The sequence below is a fragment of the Nocardia sp. NPDC020380 genome, from assembly GCF_044386975.1.
In the GTDB taxonomy this organism is placed as follows: Bacteria; Actinomycetota; Actinomycetes; order Mycobacteriales; family Mycobacteriaceae; genus Nocardia.
Genome location: NZ_JBIRVQ010000018.1, coordinates 67,461 through 86,875 on the forward strand (window position 1 = coordinate 67,461; position 19,415 = coordinate 86,875).

Annotated in this window: 17 protein-coding genes; 11 read left to right on the plus strand and 6 right to left on the minus strand. The window is 67.9% G+C overall.

Features of this window, described 5'->3' with window-relative positions:
• The first annotated feature begins 110 nt into the window (after positions 1-110).
• From ACH438_RS38935 to ACH438_RS38970, 8 genes are all read left to right on the plus strand, one after another.
• On the plus strand, positions 111-1,385 hold the full coding sequence (locus ACH438_RS38935) for an aminotransferase class V-fold PLP-dependent enzyme (protein ID WP_397014857.1): 1,275 nt from the start codon (positions 111-113) through the stop codon (positions 1,383-1,385).
• Positions 1,382-2,668: a heavy-metal-associated domain-containing protein gene (locus ACH438_RS38940; protein WP_397014859.1), complete on the plus strand. Its 1,287-nt coding sequence runs from the start codon at positions 1,382-1,384 to the stop codon at positions 2,666-2,668. The genes ACH438_RS38935 and ACH438_RS38940 overlap by 4 nt, the downstream gene beginning before the upstream one ends.
• Complete coding sequence (locus ACH438_RS38945; protein WP_397014861.1) at positions 2,665-4,116, plus strand: decarboxylase; 1,452 nt, start codon at positions 2,665-2,667, stop codon at positions 4,114-4,116. Before ACH438_RS38940 ends, ACH438_RS38945 begins: the two co-directional genes overlap by 4 nt.
• On the plus strand, positions 4,113-5,447 hold the full coding sequence (locus ACH438_RS38950) for a pyridoxal-phosphate dependent enzyme (RefSeq protein ID WP_397014863.1): 1,335 nt from the start codon (positions 4,113-4,115) through the stop codon (positions 5,445-5,447). The genes ACH438_RS38945 and ACH438_RS38950 overlap by 4 nt, the downstream gene beginning before the upstream one ends.
• A 361-nt stretch (positions 5,448-5,808) precedes the next feature.
• Entirely contained in the window at positions 5,809-6,429 is a 621-nt protein-coding gene (locus ACH438_RS38955) for a hypothetical protein (protein ID WP_397014865.1), read from the plus strand.
• Between the two features lie 13 nt (positions 6,430-6,442).
• The gene (locus tag ACH438_RS38960) at positions 6,443-7,129 is read left to right on the plus strand and encodes a hypothetical protein (RefSeq protein ID WP_397014867.1); all 687 of its coding nucleotides are present in this window, start codon (positions 6,443-6,445) and stop codon (positions 7,127-7,129) included.
• Between the two features lie 20 nt (positions 7,130-7,149).
• On the plus strand, positions 7,150-7,896 hold the full coding sequence (locus tag ACH438_RS38965; protein ID WP_397014869.1) for a hypothetical protein: 747 nt from the start codon (positions 7,150-7,152) through the stop codon (positions 7,894-7,896).
• Between the two features lie 78 nt (positions 7,897-7,974).
• Positions 7,975-9,840 (plus strand): Na+/H+ antiporter, encoded by a 1,866-nt coding sequence (locus ACH438_RS38970; protein ID WP_397014871.1) that lies wholly within the window; start codon positions 7,975-7,977, stop codon positions 9,838-9,840.
• Here ACH438_RS38970 and ACH438_RS38975 read toward each other — a convergent pair.
• The gene (locus ACH438_RS38975; RefSeq protein ID WP_397014873.1) at positions 9,816-10,238 is read right to left on the minus strand and encodes a hypothetical protein; all 423 of its coding nucleotides are present in this window, start codon (positions 10,236-10,238) and stop codon (positions 9,816-9,818) included. The two genes, ACH438_RS38970 and ACH438_RS38975, sit on opposite strands and share 25 nt — an antisense overlap.
• 104 nt (positions 10,239-10,342) lie before the next feature.
• On the opposite strand from ACH438_RS38975, the gene ACH438_RS38980 reads away from it, so the two are divergent.
• On the plus strand, positions 10,343-11,833 hold the full coding sequence (locus ACH438_RS38980) for an FAD-dependent monooxygenase (protein ID WP_397014874.1): 1,491 nt from the start codon (positions 10,343-10,345) through the stop codon (positions 11,831-11,833).
• Here ACH438_RS38980 and ACH438_RS38985 read toward each other — a convergent pair.
• Entirely contained in the window at positions 11,792-12,865 is a 1,074-nt protein-coding gene (locus ACH438_RS38985) for a zinc-binding dehydrogenase (RefSeq protein ID WP_397014876.1), read from the minus strand. The two genes, ACH438_RS38980 and ACH438_RS38985, sit on opposite strands and share 42 nt — an antisense overlap.
• 69 nt (positions 12,866-12,934) lie before the next feature.
• Between ACH438_RS38985 and ACH438_RS38990 the strand changes: the two genes are divergently transcribed.
• Positions 12,935-13,756 carry a helix-turn-helix transcriptional regulator gene (locus tag ACH438_RS38990; protein WP_397014878.1) on the plus strand — a complete coding sequence of 274 codons (822 nt, stop codon included), beginning with the start codon at positions 12,935-12,937 and terminating at the stop codon, positions 13,754-13,756.
• Positions 13,757-13,833: 77 nt separating this feature from the next.
• Here ACH438_RS38990 and ACH438_RS38995 read toward each other — a convergent pair whose 3' ends face one another.
• Together ACH438_RS38995 and ACH438_RS39000 are read right to left on the minus strand one after the other, a co-directional pair.
• Positions 13,834-14,835 (minus strand): Gfo/Idh/MocA family protein, encoded by a 1,002-nt coding sequence (locus ACH438_RS38995; protein WP_397014880.1) that lies wholly within the window; start codon positions 14,833-14,835, stop codon positions 13,834-13,836.
• Positions 14,836-14,889: 54 nt separating this feature from the next.
• Positions 14,890-16,935, minus strand: coding sequence for a phosphocholine-specific phospholipase C (locus ACH438_RS39000; RefSeq protein WP_397014882.1), 2,046 nt, complete (start codon positions 16,933-16,935; stop codon positions 14,890-14,892).
• A gap of 232 nt (positions 16,936-17,167) precedes the next feature.
• On the opposite strand from ACH438_RS39000, the gene ACH438_RS39005 reads away from it, so the two are divergent.
• Positions 17,168-17,947 (plus strand): helical backbone metal receptor, encoded by a 780-nt coding sequence (locus tag ACH438_RS39005; protein ID WP_397014884.1) that lies wholly within the window; start codon positions 17,168-17,170, stop codon positions 17,945-17,947.
• Positions 17,948-17,951: 4 nt separating this feature from the next.
• Here ACH438_RS39005 and ACH438_RS39010 read toward each other — a convergent pair whose 3' ends face one another.
• Both ACH438_RS39010 and ACH438_RS39015 read right to left on the minus strand, forming a co-directional pair.
• A complete protein-coding gene (locus ACH438_RS39010) occupies positions 17,952-18,509 on the minus strand; it encodes a nitroreductase/quinone reductase family protein (RefSeq protein ID WP_397014886.1) in 558 nt (185 codons plus the stop codon).
• A 26-nt stretch (positions 18,510-18,535) separates the two neighbouring features.
• Entirely contained in the window at positions 18,536-19,381 is an 846-nt protein-coding gene (locus tag ACH438_RS39015) for a dienelactone hydrolase family protein (protein ID WP_397014888.1), read from the minus strand.
• Between the last annotated feature and the right edge of the window lie 34 nt (positions 19,382-19,415).

Sequence of the window (19,415 nt, forward strand, 5' to 3'; positions counted from 1 at the left end):
GTAACGAGAAGGTACCGGCGAAAGAGGTTGCGGGCGAGAACCTTCGAGCCGCGCGGGAAAACTGCGTATCGTTGGTGGGGTCCAGCGCGAACTCCTGGAGGGAGGGCACGGTGCGGTTCTCTGCGCCTGCGTCCACCGCCGGGCCCGACGCCGCCCGGGATCCGGTGCGCCCGGCCGTGCGCCACCTGTTCCCCGCGCTGGGCGAAACCACCGACGTCTATCTGGATTCCGCGTCCACCACGCAGAAGCCGGCCGCGGTGATCAGCACCGTGCATCGATACCATTCCTCGCGCACCGCCAATGCCGGTCGCGGCACCTATCCGTGGGCCGGCAGCCTCACCCGCGAGATCGAGGCGGTGCGCGAGCGCATGGCCGCGTTCATCGGCGCCGAACCCGACGAGGTGGTGTTCACCGGCGGCGCCACCGCGGGACTCAATGCGGTCGCACTGTCGTGGACCCTGACCAATCTGCGCGACGGCGACGAAATCCTGTACAGCCCACGCGATCACGCCTCCAACGTGTATCCGTGGCAGCACCTGCGGCGCATCCTGCACGGCTTCGGGCGCAGCATCCGGTTGACGCCCTATCGCGTGAACGCCCTCGGCGAGGCCGATTTCGAGGACCTGTTCGCTCGCATCACCCCGCGGACCCGTCTGATCGCCGTCTCGCATCTGCACCACGTGTTCGGGGCGCTCACCACGCTCGAGGAACTGCGCGGGCGCATCGATCCGGGCATCGCCTTGTGCTTCGACTGCAGTCAGAGCGGCGGGCACGTGCCGGTCCGAGTGGACGAACTCGACGCGGACTTCGCGGTGTTCTCCGCGCACAAGATGTTCGGCGCCCCCGGCACCGGCGTCCTGTATTGCCGCCGTCGCCGCCACGGCGAGCTCGCGCCGTTCCTGCCGGGCGGCAATTCGGCTGTGTCACTGGACGAGTCGGGATTGCTGGCGGGCCCGATGCCGCAGCTGATGGAGGGCGGCACGCACAATATTCCGGGCATCCTCGCACTGGGCACGGCCCTGCAGGTCCTGGAGGAGTTCGGGCTCGACACCATCCGATCCCACAATCGCGCCCTGACCCAGCGGCTGATCACCGGCCTGCGCCCGATTCCCGGCCTGGAGTTCCTCCCGGGACCGGCGCATGCGCCCTGCGAAACTGGTTACGGCATAGTATCTTTCACCCTCGCCGGGATCAGCGCCACCGATCTGGGGTTCGTGCTCAGCGAACTCGGATTCCTGGTGCGCACCGGCGCGCACTGCATACCCACCGACAATTCGCCTGCCGACGAGGATTCGGTGCGGGTCAGCACCCACCTCTACAACACCCTCGACGAGATCGACCGGTTCACCGAGTGTGTCGCGACGATAGCCGAGGAGGTCAGATGACCATGAACGGCCACGAACCCCGCTACGACCGCCGAGCCGCCTCCCGCGTGCTGGCGAGTCTGGCCCGCCCCGGGCTCGGGACGCCTGCGCTGGTACCGCCGCCCCGGCGTATCGAATACACCGCTGCGCCACTGCGTCCCGAGGCCGGATCGCACCTGACGCTGTCGCAGCGCTTATACCTGGAACGGTTCATGCGCCCGTGCCGCGCCGACCAGGTCACCAGCGCGACCCATCGCATGACCTGGACCGACAGCGACGGCATCCCCAATACCGGGCACTTCCATTCCGGCGGACTGGGTCCGCTCGTGCCCATCGCCATGCGCGAGACCGTGCTGGCGCTCTGGCATGCGCTGGAGGCCGATACCGGCCTGGCCACCCGCATCACGGAGATGAGCCCGCGCGACGAGGCCGTGCTCGAGGGCACCACCACCGACCACGACCCCATGGACATCTTCCGCGTCGGCATCGAGGCCTGCGGGCGCGCGCTGGCCCAGCATGCGCTGCTGGCCCGCGCCACCCCGTATCGCACCGCGGCCGAATTCGCGCACGGCATGCGCGATTCCGGCATCTACTCCGCGGTGGCAACCCGCTGGTATTGGGAGCTGCAGGCATCCAGCTACCGGCGCGGCATGATCGCGGTCACGCTGTGCGCGCAACCCGACGGCACCATCCGCTACTCCGCCGAAACCGTTGCCACGCTGCGCGCCATGAAGGATATGACCATCGAGGACGCGCACCGCACCATGCGGCGCGCCACCCAGGTCGAGGGCTTGAGCGTGGCCGACGCCATCACCAAGTACCACGACGAACTCGACGTGATCTCGCGCCAGTACGCGCTGCTGCCGCCCGGTACCCGGCCCGCGTGCCTGGCCGCCATGCCGCATCAGCTCGGCGGCGCGCACTACAGCACTCTGCCCGTGGTGGTGGACAAGTTCACGGAGCTGTTCGCGGCCGTGGTGCCGACGGTGACCGTGGCCGAGGTCGCGGCCGACACCGGCTCGGAGACCGGCGAACTCGCCGCCGAGGACCAGGTGTTCTACGTGCCGGACATGAGCTGCAAGCACTGCGTGCGCACGATCACGGGTGTGCTGGAATCCATGAGCATCGGCGTGCGCGACGTCGACCTGACCAGTAAGCGGGTCATCGCCGAATTCCGCAGCCCGCGCAACCGGCACCGCGCCTTCGAGGCCTTACGCGACAGCGGCTACAACCCGACCGCGGAGCTCACCGAACCGGCCACCGCCACCCTGCCGACGCCCGCCACCACGGAAACCGCTGTATGACGGAGGTTTCCGCGCCGCCGATCCTCCCGGCATATCTGCATCCGCTGGTGCGCGCGTTCCTCGATGCCCCCGGCGCGGTCGAGGGTGCGCTGTCGCAGTACGGCTCCCCCGCGCATCTGATGTTCCCGCAGGTGTTCGATGCCAACTTGCAGCGACTGCAAGCGGTCCTGCGGCAGCGGCTGAGCGGGTTCCGGATCTGCTACGCGCACAAGGTGAATCAATCCCGGGCGTTCGTGCGCACCGCCGAACGCGCCGGCGTCGCCATCGATGTGGCGTCCGAGGCCGAGCTGGCCGGTGCGGTCGGCGCCGGATTCGGGCCCGCCCGTATCGAAGTCACCGGGCCCAAGGGAGAAGGGTTCCTGCGCACGCTGATCGGCAGCGGGGCCACCATCAATGTCGACAATCTGTGGGAGTTGCGGCGGCTGGCCGAACTCGGCGCGGACCAGGCCGGAGTGCCGGTGCTGCTGCGGGTCTCCGGATTCCCGGGGACGCCGGTCAGCCGGTTCGGGGTGCCGGTGCGTCAGCTCGGCGAGGCCTTCGAGATCCTCGCCGCGTACCGGGATCGGCTCGACTTCCGCGGGTTCGCCTTCCATCTCGACTCCGGCGAGCCGGTGGAACGGGTACGCGCGGTGGAGAATTGCCTGGCGCTGACCGAGCTCGCCTATGAACACGGGCTGGCGCCGGCCGTGCTGAATATCGGCGGCGGGTTCCGGCAGGTGTTCACCGCCGATCCCGATGCGTTCGACGCGTATGTGATCGCGCTGCGTGAATCACTGCTGGGCCGTGGCGAACCGATGGCGTGGGGCGGGAACACCTTCGGCTATCACCTCGACGGCGGCGCGGTGCACGGCACGCCGGTGTTTCACAAGTACGCCAATACCGTGCCGGCGGATCGCATGCTGGCCGATCTGCTCGATACCGGACTCGAGGCGCACGGCGGGCGCACGGTCGCCCGCATCGCGGACGAGAACCTCCTCGACTTATGGCTGGAGCCGGGCAAGGCGCTGGTCGATCATGCCGGAATCACCGCGGCGCGCGTGGAGTTCGTCAAGGAGACCGCCGATGGCAGCACCCTGGTGAATCTCGATGTCAGCCGTGACACGGTCACCCCCGCCGATCAGGAGGTGATGGTGGATCCCATCCTGCTGCCCGCGAATTCCGCCGCGGCGCCCGCCGATTCCGGTCCGGCCGGCGTGTTCCTGGCCGGGCGGCTGTGCCTGGAACGCGATCTCATCACCAATCACAAGGTGTGGCTGCCGCGGCGTCCCGGCCCCGGCGACGTGATCGTGTTCCCCAATACCGCCGCTTACCATATGGATCTCTCGGCAGCGACCGCATCCATGCACCCACTGCCACCGAAACTCGCTGTCGCACACTACGACGGCGGTTTCCAGGTATGCCGGGATCACGATTACGAACCCGCCCCGGAACGGCACGAGGTGCAATGATGCGCTACGACCACATCACCGAACTCATCGGCAATACGCCACTGCTGCGGCTGGATCCGGCCGTGCATGGACTGCCGAATATCGAGCTGTACGCCAAACTCGAGTTCTACAACCCGTTCGGGTCGGTCAAGGACCGGGTGGCGTGGGGCATGATCCGCGACGAACTCGACGATATCGTCGCGAACGAACAGACCCTCATCGAAGCCTCCAGCGGCAATACCGCCAAGGCGCTGCGCATTCTGGGCGCGCTGCACGGGATCGGATTGCGGGCGGTCACCAATCGCATCAAGGTCGCCGAAGTGCGGGAATTGCTGCAGCTGTTCGGCACCGAGATCGAGGAACTACCCGGGCTGTCGGAATGCCCGGACCCCACCGCACCCAACGACGTGTACTCGGTCATCGAATCGACCATGGCCAAAGCGCCGGGTGCCTGGTTCCATCCCTCGCAGTACACGAGCGAGAAGAACATCGAGGCGCACTACGAGGGCACCGGGCGCGAGATCCACGAGGACCTCACCCGCGACGGCATCACCCGCGTCGACTACCTGGTGGGCGGTTTGGGTACCACCGGATCGACCCGTGGCGCGGCCACTTTCCTGCGCAAGCACAATCCCGAACTCAAGACCGTCGCGGTGGTCTCCGAGCGCAGCGACTTCATTCCGGGCATCCGCTCGGAAACCGAGATGTGGGATGTGGGGCTGTTCCAGCCCGACTTCTACGACCGCATCATCGCCGTCGAAGCAGGGCGCGCGGTCGACGCGACCCTGGAACTGGCCACCGAGCACGGCGTGCTCGCCGGGCCGACCAGCGGGGCCACCTATGCCGCCGCCCTCGAATACCTTTCCGCGCTGCCGGATTCGACACCGGAGCGCCCGATCGTCGCGGTCTTCATCGTCTGCGACCGCATCGAGCCCTACCTGTCCTACATTCGCAAACGCCGCCCCGAACTGTTCGGCAAACCCGGTCGCGCCCAACCGCCCTCGCCCGCCGAGCTGGCCGAGACGCCCGCGCTGTCCCCCGATCAGCTCGAGGAGCTCGACCGCACCGCCCGCCCGACCATCGTCGACACCCGCGGCGCCATGGCCTATCGCATCGCGCACATCCCGGGCGCCCTCAATATCCGCGACGATCAACTCGACGACATGCTGGCCCACGGCATCCCATTCTCTCGCTCGCGCCCACTGGTTTTCGTCTGCCCTGTCGGCGAGGTCTCACTGCGTTTCGCCGCCCTGGCCCGCCGGGCGGGCTATGACGCGTCGAGCCTGGCAGGCGGTATCAACGCGTGGCGCGACAGCCGCAAACCCATGGAGTCGGCCCCTCGCGCCGGCTGATCGCTGTTCACTCCGGGCACGCACCGCGGTCATCTGCCTGTTAGCATCGCGAAGCATTCAGATCGCGTAGGGGCGGGAGAACACAGTCGTGAATGGGGGGCCGCCACCGGGGCCGCAACAGCCACCGGGGCAATCGCCGTACGGGTATACGCCGGCACCACAGCCGTACGGATATCCACCGCAACAGTTTCCAGCGCAACAGCAGTATCCACCGCAACAACAATGGCCGCAGCAGCCGGCGCAGCAACAATGGGCGCCGCAACAGCCGTATCCGGGGTACGTCCCCGGACAGCAAGCGTTTGCCCCGCAAGGGTTTCCACCTCCGCCACCACCGCCGAAACCCAAGGCGTTCCGTGGCTGGGTGCTGCCGCTGGCAGCGGTGCTGGTCACCTCGGTGATCGGTGCCGGCGCGCTCATCGCGCTGCGCTCGGGCGGCTCCACCGACTCGGCTTCGAGCAGCAGTCCCGATGATCGCGGCTACCATGTGGTCGACAAGCTCTGTGACACGGCCGATTTCAGCGTGATCGCCAAGACCGGGTTCGAACCCGATACCGAGGACTTCGCGAAGCCACGCTCGGTCACCTCGCGGGGCGCGGCCGTGGACTCCGCCTCCTGCGATACCACCTATTCGGTGCGCGGCGGTGGCACGGTGTTCGTCGAGACCAACTTCACGGTGCACAAGCAGACGAATCCGGTGCCGGAATTCCGCGCGGACTTCGATGCGGCGAAACAGCCTGCCGCCGACGGCAAGACCGCTCAGGTGGAACCGGTGACCGGGCTCGGCGACGAGGCCTACACGGTCTACACCGATGCCGACGAGAAGCCGATGACGCTGTGGGTCCGCGACGGCTGGGCCGTGTTCGAGGTGAACTGGGAGCCGATGAGCAATGAGGTCACCAAGGACACCGACATCAACAAGGACGACAAGAAGAACGTCCTGACGGCGATCGCGACAGGCACCCTGCCGCGGCTGCGGAAGTAGCGGGGGCGCAGCGATGATGCCAGGAAAAGGACGCCGCTGGTTGTGGGCCCTCGTCGCGGTCGTGGTGACTGCTCTCGTCTGGGGTGTGGTGATCGTGGTGGCGGGTCATCCCGCCGCCGGCGCCACCGCCGGCACGGCGGATCTGCGCGGCTATCACACGGTCGACGATCTGTGCACGGCAACGGATTACACGCCGCTGACCGGTCGTGGTTTCACCGTGAGCCCCAGCGAGGACGGCATGAAGAATCCCTCCGCATCGACGTTCCGTCATGCGGCACTGGATCAAATGGGATGCGATATCGCTTTCCTCGTGCCCGGCAGCAAAGACGCGAAGTATCCGGTGACCGCATCCCTCGGGATCAGCGCCGTCCTGCACAAACAGAGCGATCCGGGACCGGAATTCGCGGCCGCCTATCAGTCGCAGGTCACCGGTGATTTCACCAATGACTTCCCGCAATCGAAGGTCACTCGGGTGCCGGGCCTCGCCGATGATGCCTATCAGGTGGTTCAGCCGAACACCGAGCAGTATCCGCGCACCGACGTGAAGTTGTTCATCCGTGACGGCTGGATGGTGTACTCCATCACCTTCTACGAAGAACGCGGCAGCGACGAGACCAACGCGACCATCCCATCCGAATCCGATGCGCTGGCCATGCTGACCACCATCGCGAAATCGGGCATGGCCAAGCTCAAATCCTGAAGACCATCGAGGGGGACGAATTGACACAGCAATTTCCACCGCAACAGCAGTGGCCGCCGAACCCGAATCAACGGTGGGGGCAGCCCCCGGGGTTCCCTTACGGCGGCAATGCTCCGGTCCCGCCCCCGCGCAAGCGGTGGCCGTGGATCGCAGGCGGCGCCGGTGTGGTCGCGCTGGTGGTCGTCGGTCTGGTGATCGCGGTGAGCACCAAGCATTCCGGGACCACCAAACCGGCGCCGGCCGCACTCCCGTCGATCACGGGTAGCCCCGCGCTGAAGAAGAAGTTCTACACCAACATTCCCGAATCCTGCCTGCTCGCCGACGAAGCGACGCTGACCGCGGCGCACTTGGACTTCCGGTCCTGTCAGGGCGGACTGAACACGGCCCCGATCGGTCCCGCCGACGCACCCATGCTCTTCCGCAGCCCCAGCTGGAAAGGGGATGCGCCACAGGGTCTCTACCAGGCCGATGCCCGATTGACCACGAACGGTGTGCCTTCCAAGAAGGACGAGGACCAGAAGCTGTTCACCATGTTCGATGCCGTGGCCGGCACCGACAATCCGCTGCAGGGCGTGGGCGACGACAGCTACGTGTTCGCCGGTCCACAGACCGAGATGGTCGTGGGCAAGGTCGGCTACGACGCCATGGCGGTGATCAACGACGGCAATGTGAACATCGTCGTCGACGTGAAGGGTTATGCGTCCACGCCGGAGGCCGAGAATGCCGCGGTCGCCCTCGCGAAGAACGTGCTGAGCAAGCTGAGCTGACCGCCGCCCCGGGCCGGGGATGTTCGCCGTGCGCGAGCCAATGCGGTTTTTACGCCCCGGTCCTGGCACTATAGGCGGGTGGAGTGGGCGTTCGGACTCGTCTTGCTGGTGGCGGTGGCGGTGGCATTGGCCGCCGGGGCACGCCGGCTCGGGGTCGGTGAGCCGTTCGTGCTCACGGTGGCGGGTGTGATCGGGTCGTATCTGCCGTTCGTGCCGGAGATCGATGTGCCGCCCGAACTGGTGTTGCTGGGATTGCTGCCGCCGCTGCTGTACACCACGGCCGTGCGCACCTCGCTGATCGACTTCCGGCCCAAGAAGATGTCGATCACGCTGCTGTCGGTGGGGCTGGTGCTGTTCACCGCGTTCTCGGTGGGCGCGGTCGTGTATTGGATGCTGCCGGTGCCGTTCTCGGCCGCGGTGGCCATCGGCGCGGTGGTGGCGCCGCCGGATGCGGTGGCCGCCACGGCCGTCGCGCGACGGGTCGGCATGCCGCGCGGCATCGTGACCCTGCTCGAGGGCGAATCACTGTTCAACGACGCCACCGCGCTGGTCGCCCTGCGCACGGCGGTGGCGGCCATGGCGGGCAGCATCACCATCTGGCAGGCCGGCGCGAGTTTCCTCGGCGCGGCGGGCGGCGGCGCCCTGATCGGTGTGGCCGCGGCGCTGGTGCTGATCTTCCTGCGGCGCCGGATCACCGATCCCGTGCTCGATACGAGTGTGACGCTGCTGGCGCCGTGGGTGGCCTACCTGCCCGCCGAGGCCATTCACGCCTCCGGTGTGATCGGGGTCGTGACCTGCGGGCTCATTCTCGGGCACGAGGCGCCGCGCTGGCAGAGCGCGGCCTCCCGCATTGCCGAGCACACCAATTGGCGCACCATCCAATTCATTCTGGAGAGCGCGGTCTTCCTGCTGATCGGCCTGCAGGTGCGGCATATCGTGGACGACGCCTGGCACAGTGACCTGCCGCATACGACGCTGGTGCTGACCTGTGCCGCCGTGCTGGCGACCGTGGTTGTGGTGCGGCCGATCTGGGTGTTCCCGGCGACCTTCTTCTCCTGGGCGGTGGAGGGCAAGCGGCAGGGGAAGCCCAAACCGCATTGGACCGGTCCGGCGGTGGTGTCGTGGGCGGGTATGCGTGGCGTGGTGACGCTGGCCGCGGCGCTGCTGTTGCCATTGGATACACCCGACCTCTCGGTGCTGATCCTGCTCGCCGTCGTGGTGGTGGCCGGAACGCTACTGCTGCAAGGACTTTCGCTGCCGATGCTGGTGCGGGTGCTGCGCCTGCGCGGGCCCAGTCGCGCCGAGGATCTGCTGCAGGAGGCCAATCTGCTGCAGCAGGCCACCAGCGCGGGACTCGAGGCGCTGCAGGCCAATATCGTGCCGGAGACCCCGCCCGAGGTCGTCGACCTGCTGCGTGGCCGTGTCGCGCGCCGCGCCAGTTCGGCGTGGGAGCTATTGGGGCGCTCGGAATCCCAGCGGGTCACGCCCAGTGGCGAATACCGGCGACTACGCCTGGTCATGCTGGCCGCCGAACGCGAAGTCGTGCTGCGCGTGCGCGATTCGGGCACCATCGACCAGGAGGTGCTGCAGGCGGTGCTGGCCAACCTCGACCTCGAGGAATCCACCATCGACCGCATCGCCGAAGCCGAGGACGACGACGGGACCCCGTTGCGCGCGCCCGTGACCGGTGGTTGTGAGCACCTGCGCGAGGCGCCCTGCGTGCGCGTCCCCGATCACCCGGACGCCTGCACCGAATGCCTCGAAGAGGGCCTGGTCTGGGTGCATCTGCGCATGTGCCTGGAATGCGGGCATGTCGCGTGTTGTGACTCCTCCCCCGGCAATCACGCCACCAAGCACTTCAACAACACCGGTCACCCGGTCATGCGCAGTGTCGAGCCGGGCGAATCCTGGCGCTGGTGCTATCTGGACGAACTGCTCGGATAGCCGCGGATGGCGGCGCCGGGCTGGTGGACAATCCTTTTCACCGTCCGGACCACCGGGGCGCTCTCCATCGACAGCAGGCCCGGCAGATTCGCCAGCCGCTCGGTCAGGTACGAGTAGAGCGCCTCCAGGACGGTGGGCGCACCGGCGGTGACCTCCGGACGCAGGGCCTCGACCTGGTCCGCGGTGAGCGGGCCCTGTTTGGTGACCAGACCCTCGGCGCGGGTGATGAATCGGTGCAGCAGGTAGTGCGCGGTCACCGATTCGATGCGCGAGGTGCGGGGCAGCCGCTGCAACAGCAGGATGTCACCGTCGCTCTCGTGCTCGGGCTGGGCCAGGCAGGTGATCTCGGTGCCACCCGATTGCCGGTCCAGCTCGTCGTATCCGTCGGAATTCGCCACCACCGGTCCCCTGACTCCGAAATCCACCATCCTGCACCGCATTCCGAGCTTTCCCGAGTCTCCGCGCGCAGGGTGGAGCATGCAACCGATCGAAGGAGGATCTGATGGACACCGATGTGCTGATCGTCGGCGCCGGACCGACCGGCTCGATGCTCGCGGCCGAACTGCGGCTCGCGGGGGTGGCGGCCTTGCTCGTCGAGCGGCGGGCCGGGCTGAGTGCGAGTGGGCGCGCCGGTGGTGTGCAGTCGCGGACGCTGGAGATCTTCGAACAGCGCGGGCTGCTGGATCCTTTGCTGGCTACCGGCCACTATCCTTCGAACGCAGGACATTTCGCCGGGATTCTGCTCGATGCCGGTCACCTCGATGACCGCCTGGTCGGGCGGCTGGTGCCGCAGCACATTATCGAGGGCGTACTCGGGGAGCATCTCGCGGCGGCGGGTGCACCGGTGCGGCGTGGACACGAATTGGTCGGCCTCAGCACCGATTCGGCGGGTGTCACCGCCGCGATCTCGGACGGCTCACGGCGGTACGAGGTGCGTGCCTCCTACCTGGTCGCCACCGACGGGGCGCACAGTACTGTCCGGTCGCTGCTCGGCGTCGAATTTCCCGGCACGTCCGCGACCAATACCTCGGCGGGCGCCGACGTGTGGCTCTGCGGCGCCGCGCATTTCCGTACCGGCGGCACCCATTGGCGCTGGGACGATGCGGGCGACTGGGCGATGATGCTGCCGTTCGGTGATCACTTCCGGGTCGGTTTCGGCGGGCCCGCCCATCCCGAGGATCGCGCCCTTCCCGTCACCGATGACGAAATCCGGTCGAGCCTGACTGTTTTCGGTGCGGAGATCGAAGTTCTCGATATCCAGGACCGATTCCGGATCACCGATTCCACGCGTCAGCTGCGCCGTTATCGGGAAGGGCGGGTGTTCTTCGCCGGCGATGCGGCGCATGTACATCCGCCCTTCGGCGGGCAGGGCATGAACACGGGTATTCAGGACGCATTCAATCTGGGCTGGAAGCTCGCCGCCGTCCTCGACGGCAGCGCCGGGAGCGAGCTGCTCGATACCTATGATCAGGAACGACACCCGGTCGCGGAACGTGTGCTGTTCAATGTGCGAGCGCAGGGCGCGCTCATGAACCGCGGTGCGGCCGACAGCGATATCAATGAATTGCGGGCGCTCTTCACCGAATTGGTCACGTTGGCGGACACCCGCACCTATCTCGCGGAGATGCTGAGTGGTCAGGCGAGCCGGTACTCGATGCCCGCCGCGCCCGATCACCCGCTGCTCGGGCGCCCCGCGCGCGACCTCGAGCTACCGGAAGAGCGGCTGTTCGTCCGGTTGCGTTCGGGCCGTGGCGTACTCGTCGCGGGCAGTGCGGCGATCGCCGCGGCGGCGGCGCGCTGGTCGGATCGGGTCGATATCGTGCTCGCGCCGGTTCCCGACTCGCTGCTGGTGCGTCCCGACGGCTATATCTGCTGGGCCGCACCATCATCCGAGCCAGGTGCGGCACTCGGGTCCGTCCTCGCTCAGTGGTTCGGTCGGCCACCGCGGGATTCAGGGCATGAGCACGACGATTTCGAGGCCGTGGCGGTGTGAGGCCGCGGTCAGTGCGGCGGCAGGATCGTCGAGGCCGACGATCTGGATGTCCAGCAGTGACAGGTCGATGACGCCGGCGCGGACCATCGACCACAGGTCCAGGATGGTATTGTCACTGCACATCCAGGAGCCGTGCAGGGTGAGGCGGCGGTGCATGAAGTCGCTGTACGGGATCGGCAGGTCCTGCCGCACACCACCGACCAGGACCCACTGACCGTCGGTCCGGATCGCTTGATAGGCCGACATGGTGGGTTCCGGTGTCGGTGCCGCGCCGAGAGTGTCGATGACGGCGTCGACGGGACCGGCGGCCGCGAGGATGGCCGGGCCGTCGACGCCGCGATCTCCGGTGAGCGCCACGGGGATTACGCGCGGGTCGATGCCCGCGAGAGCGTCCAGGGCGTCGCGGTTGCGACCGATCGCGACCACCGCCGCCGCGCCGCGCGCGAGGGCGACCAGCACTGCGGCCGAGCCGAGTTGACCGGTGGCACCGACGATCGCGACGGTCTGGCCGGCGCGCACCTCGGCGCGTTCGATGCCCGCGCCGGCGATGCCGAGCCACGGCAGGAAGGCCAGTTGCTCGGTGGCCTTGTAGGTTTCCGCCCCGGGCAGAGCTAGTAGGGTGCGTTCCGGTTGCAGGGCCCGTTCCGCGCACAGGCCGTTGCGCCAGACGTCGCGCATTCGGTCGGTGGTCGGGGTGGGGCGGCCGTCGCCGCCGATTCCGGTCCAGCCCAGCAGTGCTTCCTCCGGGGCGGAGGCGCGGCCGGAGCGGAACAGGCCGGTGGCGACGGCGATATCGCCCTGGCGCACGCCGAACACATCGTCGGCGGTCGCGGTCACGCGTCCGATTCCGGCCGCGCCGAGCACGATCGGCAGCGGGAACCCGCCGCGGCCGCCCGCGACCAGGTCGGCGGTGTAGGCGGGGATCTGTACCGCGAGTATGTCCAGCGTCGCGCCACCGCCACGCAGTTCCGGATCGGGCAATTCGGCCAGCTGCAGGCCGCTTTCGGGTGTGGTTATCTGCCATGCCTTCATGTCCCTCAGCTCACTCTCACCGGGACGTGATATCCAGAGCCGTGTGATCGTGGAACCAGGACTGCCAGGATGACCGCCGACGACGACCCGGCCCGCGCCCGCCGACGCGAGCTCGGCGCCTTCCTCCGCGCCCGCCGCGAGCAGACCACCCCCGCCGAGGTCGGCCTCCCGGGTTCCCCGCGCCGCCGCACTCCCGGCCTGCGCCGCGAGGAACTCGCCGTCCTGGCCGGGGTCAGCACCACCTGGTACACCTACCTCGAGCAAGGCCGCAATGTCCGGCCCTCCGGTCAAGTCCTCGCCGCCATCGCCGGCGCCCTCTGCCTCACCGCCGAGGAGCGCACTCACCTGCACTCGCTCTCGGACCCCACCCCCGAACTCACCCGGCCCGCCGCCGCACCCACAACTGCTGCGCGTGAGCAGGTATCACCCGAGGTGGCGGCAATCCCCGCCCTGCTGCACCCGGCCCCCGCCTACATCACCGGCGCCACGACAGACGTGCTGGCATGGAACGAGGCCGCCGCACAACTCTTCTCGTCCCTCATCGATCACGCACCCGGCGCGACTCCCAACCTGGCCCGCTGGATCTTCCTCGACCCCAAGGCAAAAGAACTCCTGGTGGATTGGTCCGCGGTAGCCCAAACAGTCCTGGCCCGCCTGCGCACCAACGCCGGCCATCACCCCGAAGACCCGCGCTTCCCGGCCCTCGCACACGAACTCCGTACGGCCAGCACCGAAGCCGACGCCTGGTGGCCCCGCTACGACATCGCCACCAATCGCTCCGGCACCAAACAGATCCGTCACCCCACCCGTGGCCTGCTGACCCTCACCCACGCCGCCCTCACCGTCACCGACGCCCCCGACCAGGTCCTCGTCGTCTACTCGATCCCGTAGATCCGGCCCCCGAACGCAGGAGCACCCGACCGGGGCGCGCCGGGCGCGACCTGGCCGGTGCCTGGTCTTGCGGGTTTCTAGCGGGGGGTGGGTTCCCGGACGGGCAGGCCGGCGGCCGAGTAGACGGCGTCGATGAGGGCCATGTTGACCACCGCGTCTTCGGGTGGGGTGGCGACGGGTTCGCCGTGCAGGACCGCGCCGGCGAAGGCGTCCAGCTGGAAGTTGTAGGTGGGGCGGCGGGTGAAGTGTTCCATGCGTTTGCCGTTCGCGGTTTTGACGGTGAAGCGGTGGAACCATTGGGGCGCCAGGGGGTTGATGACGTGCAGGGTCCCCTTGTCGCCGGTGAGGCGGGCCGAGATGCGCAGGATATCGGAGGACCACATGGAGCAGCGGATATTGCCGGTGGCGCCGCCGGGGAAGCGCAGGTCCGCCGTCATGGCGCGGTCGATCTGGGGGTTGTGGAGTTTGGCTTGGGCCGCAACGACTTCGGGGATCTCGCCGGTGAAGGTGCGGGCCATGTGCAGGGCGTAGCAGCCGGCGTCCATGGTGGCGCCGCCGGCCAGGGCCCAGTTGTAGCGGATGTCGGAGAACTTGAAGAGGGGGAAGCAGAAGGCCACTTCTACTTTGGTGAGGCGGCCCAGTTCGCCCGAGGCGACGATCTCTTCGATGCGGTGGGTCAGGGGGTGGTAGCGGTAGTGGAAGGCTTCCATGACCACGCGGTCGGAATCGGCGGCGAGAACGGCGATTTCCTTGGCTTCGGCGGCATTGGCGGTGAAGGGCTTCTCGCACAGGACGTGTTTGCCGGCGGCCAGCGCGGCGCGGGTCCACACGCCGTGCAGGCCGTTGGGCAGCGGGTTGTAGACGGCGTCGATGTCGGGGTCGGCCAGCAGGGACTCGTAGGAGTCGTGCACCTTGTCGATGCCGTGCTTGGTGGCGAAGGCGCGGGCCCGGGCGCTGTCGCGGGCGGCGACCGCGGCCACCACCACTTCGGGGTTGCCCGCCGCGGGGCGGATGAGCGCATTGGGCGCGATAGTGGCGGCTCCGAGAATCCCGATGCGTACCGGGGCGCTGCTGATCATGCTCACGAATCTAGCGCCTTGTCCGGATTGCCCGGCGCGGTATGCGCGGTGGCGTCAGCCGGTGACGCTGGCGTGGCCGTCTTCGATGTGCCCGCGGAAGTCGCGGGTGTAGGCCGGGTCGGTGTCCACGGTGAGGGACAGGTCGTACCAGCCGTTCCCGTAGCGCAGGGCATTCCAGGTATCGGTCGTGGTCTGCCCGGCCTTGATGGTGTAGGCCCACGGGCCGTCGGAGCGGTAACCGTTGGCCTGCACCGTCACTGTGGCCGTGGCCTTTCCCTTGTTGGTCATCGACAGTTGGAGTTTGTTGTCGGAGGTGTAGGACGCGGTCACCTCCAGGGGTGAGGTGGAGGTGCCGGTCATGCGCCAGAGGAACCGGTTGGGGCCGTGGATCGCGATGCCGTATTTCTTGTCGGCATAGTTCTGCACGTTCCAGGTGTCGCTGACCTTGGCGCCCGCTTTCACCAGGTAGGGCCAGGGACCGTCGGTGCGCCCGTCGGCCCGGTAGGCGCCCAGCTGGATGTCGGCAGCGCCGTTGTTGGCGAAGGTCGTGGTCAAGGCGCCTGCGGCGGTGAGGGTTCCGTTCGCGACGGCGGCATACGGCAGTGGCCGTGCCGGTCGAGTGCCCGATTCCTGTTCGGGCGGTTGCTGATCGGCGGGCGGGGACGGGGCGGGCAGTGCACTCTGGGTCGCATCGGCCTGTGCCCGCAGGGCATCGGCGTCGGGCAGTACGGGAATGGTGGTGTCGGGCTTGGCGAAATCGAAACAGCCGGTGAGATCTCCGCAAATGGATCGGCGCCATTGGGAAATGTTGGGCTCCTGCACTCCGGTCCATTGTTCGAGGAAACGGATGACCGAAGTATGGTCGTAGACTTGCGAATTCACCCATCCCCCACGACTCCACGGCGAAATCACCAGCATGGGCACGCGCGGCCCGAGGCCGATGGGCAGACCGTTGACGAATTCCCCAGGGGTGCCCGCGGGCGCCATCGGCGGCGGGACGTGATCGAAGAAGCCGTCGTTCTCGTCGAAATTGATCAGCAGCGCGGTCGAGTTCCACAGTTTCTGATTGCCCCACAATGCCTTCAGTACGGCCTGGGTGTAGGCGGCCCCGTCGACGGGGCGTGCGGCGGGATGCTCACTGTATCCGTACGGAGCCACCACCCAGGAGACCTGCGGCAGGTTCCCGCCGGCGCAGTCGGCGAGGAAATCGGCGAGGACGTGGCCGACGTCCTTGCCCTGGCCGGAATCGGGCTTCCAGTTCTGGACCCCGAATACCTTCGCGCGAGTGGCGAGTTCGGTGTTCTTCGGATCGTGGTAGGCGTCGAACAGCCACAACGGATTGTCACCGTAGTCGCCGACGAAGGGGTGCACGCCGTCGTCGCCGATCTCGTCGTTGGAGTAGACCTTCCAGGTGATCCCCTTGGCCTGTAATCGCTCAGGGTAGGTGGTCCACTTGTATACGGGGTTGTAGTCGGCGGGATTGCTGATGGCCGGTCCGCCGAATTGCCCGGCGGGGTCGATGGTTCCGGTCCAGTGATAGAGCCGATTGGGTGTGGTGGGTCCCAGCACCGAGCAGAAGTAGTGGTCGCAGACGGTGAAGGCATCGGCGAGGGCGCGATGGAAAGGGATGTCGGCATCGGTGAAGTAACCCATGGTCATCTCGCCTTTCGCCGAGGTCCAGCCATCGCTCCAGCCGCCGTTGATCGCGCGGTGCTGATCGGTCCAGCCGTGCGGCAGGTCACCGAGGTCCTGGCCGTCGACCTGGCCGGTGTCGACATGGAAGGGCAGCAGGTAGCCGCCGTCGGTGCGACCCGAATCGGGCTGGTAGTAGACGTTCCGGCCGTCCGGCTTGACCACGACGGAGGCGTCACCGAGCCCGCGCACCCCGCGCATGGTGCCGAAATAGTGGTCGAAGGAACGATTCTCCTGCATCAGGACGACCACGTGCTCGACATCGTTGAGCGTGCCCTTGCGGCTCGGCGCCGCGAGCGCTTCGGCCATACCGGAGGGCAACAGCTGCAGACCACCGGTCAATGCGGCCGCGCCGAGGGCGCTCCCGATGAATCGACGCCTCGGAAAACCCGAACCTGATTGGGGCACAGCACTTCCTCCCGATCTGACTGGAATTGTCGAGCAGAGCGAAGAATGTCCGCAGGGAAGAAAGGTACCGAGACATTTCCGGCCGGAATCAAATACGCCATGAATCCCTCGTGACGTGAATCCCAACGCGAGCGGTCCGCGACGGGTGAATCGCATTAGTGGTGAAATTCCCCACCTGAACAGGACGGCACGAATTCCGTGTGCACCGCACGGAGGAACTAGGCTGGCGGGTATGGGTCCCAGCGACGGGGTGGTCGATGATCTCGGGGCGGCCGTTGCCGTGCGGCGCCCGGTCGGGCGGGTCGTGTCACTGGTGCCGTCGCTGACCGAAGCCATCGCGGTCACCTGTCCGGGGTTGCTGGTCGCCGCGACCGAGTGGTGCACCCATCCGCAGGAGCTGCAGGTCGAGCGGGTGCGCGGGACCAAGAATCCGAATGTACGCCGGATCGGTGAGATCGCACCGGATCTGGTGGTGTGCAATCAGGAGGAGAACCGCCGCATCGACGTCGAGCGGCTGCGGGCGGCGGGAATCGCGGTGTGGGTGACCAGGATTCGGACCCTCGATGAGGCCCTGGAGTCCATGCGGCGACTGTTCACCGTGGCCCTGGATATCGCCGTGCCGCAATGGCTGGAGCAGGCCGCGGCCGAATGGGCCGAGCCCGCGCCGGAACCGTTGCGTGCCGCGGTGATTCCGGTGTGGCGTGACCCGTGGATGGTCGTCGGGCGCGACACCTTCACCGGCGATCTGGCGCGCCGGCTGGGACTGCGCCTCGTGCACGCCGCGCTACCCGAGCGTTATCCGACGGTGCCGGTAGCGGAGCTGACGGCGGGCGTGGACCTGGCAGTGCTGCCGGACGAACCTTATGTCTTCACCGAAACCGATGGGCCCGAGGCCTTTCCGGGCATCGAGGTGGCACTCGTCGAGGGGCGCAGCCTCACCTGGTACGGCCCGTCGCTCGTCACCGCTCGCCGATTGCTGACCGAGCAGCTGGCGCATCCGCTCCGCGCCTGATCGGTTACTGCGGGCTGAGGACTCCGATGGGGAATTGCCGGCTGCTCAGCGCCCGGTAGGCGGCCGCGTGCGGGTAGACCTCCAGCAGTGCGCGCCAGCGCTTTTCGTATTCGTCCTCGTCGGTGACCACGCGCAGGGTCACCGTGTGGGTCTCGCGGCCCACTCGCGCCTGCGCGGTGCCGGCCGCCGCCAGGTTCTTCCACCAGTTCGGGGTGCCGGGATGCCCGCCGTTGGACCCGTACACCAGCAGGTCCTCCCCGTCGCGTACCAGCATGAGCATGACCGGGCGCGGTTCACCGGATTTGCGGCCCACCACCGTCAGCTCGAACACCGGCGCACCCGACAGCGTGGTGAAGCGGGTACCGCCGAACAGCCGGTACAAGCGACCGTGCAGGCGGCCGTAGAAGCGTGCGACAGGGGCGAGATAGGTGCTCGCGTAGTGGTTGAACCGTCCGGTGGCAGTGAGCCGATCGGTTCCGGAAGCATTGGCGGCCATAGCGTTTCCCAGCGTCAGCGGATCGGTGCGCCCCACTGTACGCAGCGGGCCCCGGCGCTCGTTCACGCCAGGCCCACTCAGTAGACACGCTGTCACTGTAGCGGAGCGTCCCCGGCACCGGTGAGCCGCTGCACGAGGAAGGCGATGATCTCGTCACGGGCCGCGAGGGTCGGCTCCCCCGCGGCATCGATCAGATGCGCGGTGACCACACTGTGCGGGCAGCCGATGTACTGCGAGAAGAACGGCGGCGCCGCGGGATTGGCGGCCGCGGCGGGCAGGAGCCGCGGCTCGAAGCGCGGACCCAGCGCCGCGGCGTAGGCGGCGAAACGCTGTTCGGTGCAGAAGCGGTCGCCCTCGAAGCGGTAGGCGCGCACCACGAGGTCCTCGCGGTCGATCCGCTCCCGCACCGCCGCCAGCTCGGCCGGTGAAATCTCCAGTCCGCCAGGCTCGTCCAGCGGCAGCGACGGCTGGCACAGCACCGGGGCGAGGGTGGCGGGCTCGAGCATCATGGTCAGGGCGAAATTGCCGGTGAAACACATGCCCAGCGCGCCGACGCCCGGGCCGCCGCATTCACCGTGGGCCTGTGCGGCCAGGGCGCGCAGCCAGCTCGCCACCGGGCTCGACTTGCCGGCGCCGAAGGCCCGGAACTCGGCACTGACACAGGCGCGTTTGAAGACCTCCGCGCCGGCGGCGGCCTCGGGGTAGGCGCCGTCGCGGCCGAACAGCGACGGCAGGTAGACGGTGAGCCCGGCCTCGCGCACCCAGCGCGCGAAGCGCGCCACATCGGGGCTGATTCCGGGCATTTCCGCCATCACGATGACCGCGGGACCGGTGCCGCCGACGTGGACCGTGCGCGTGGCGCCGTCGAGCGTGATCGATCGGGGCTCGAAGTCGGCGAGGTCGTCATCGCGGGATTCCGGCGGGAGAGATTGCTGCACAAACGAAACCTTGCCGCAGCGAGCAAGGACTCCG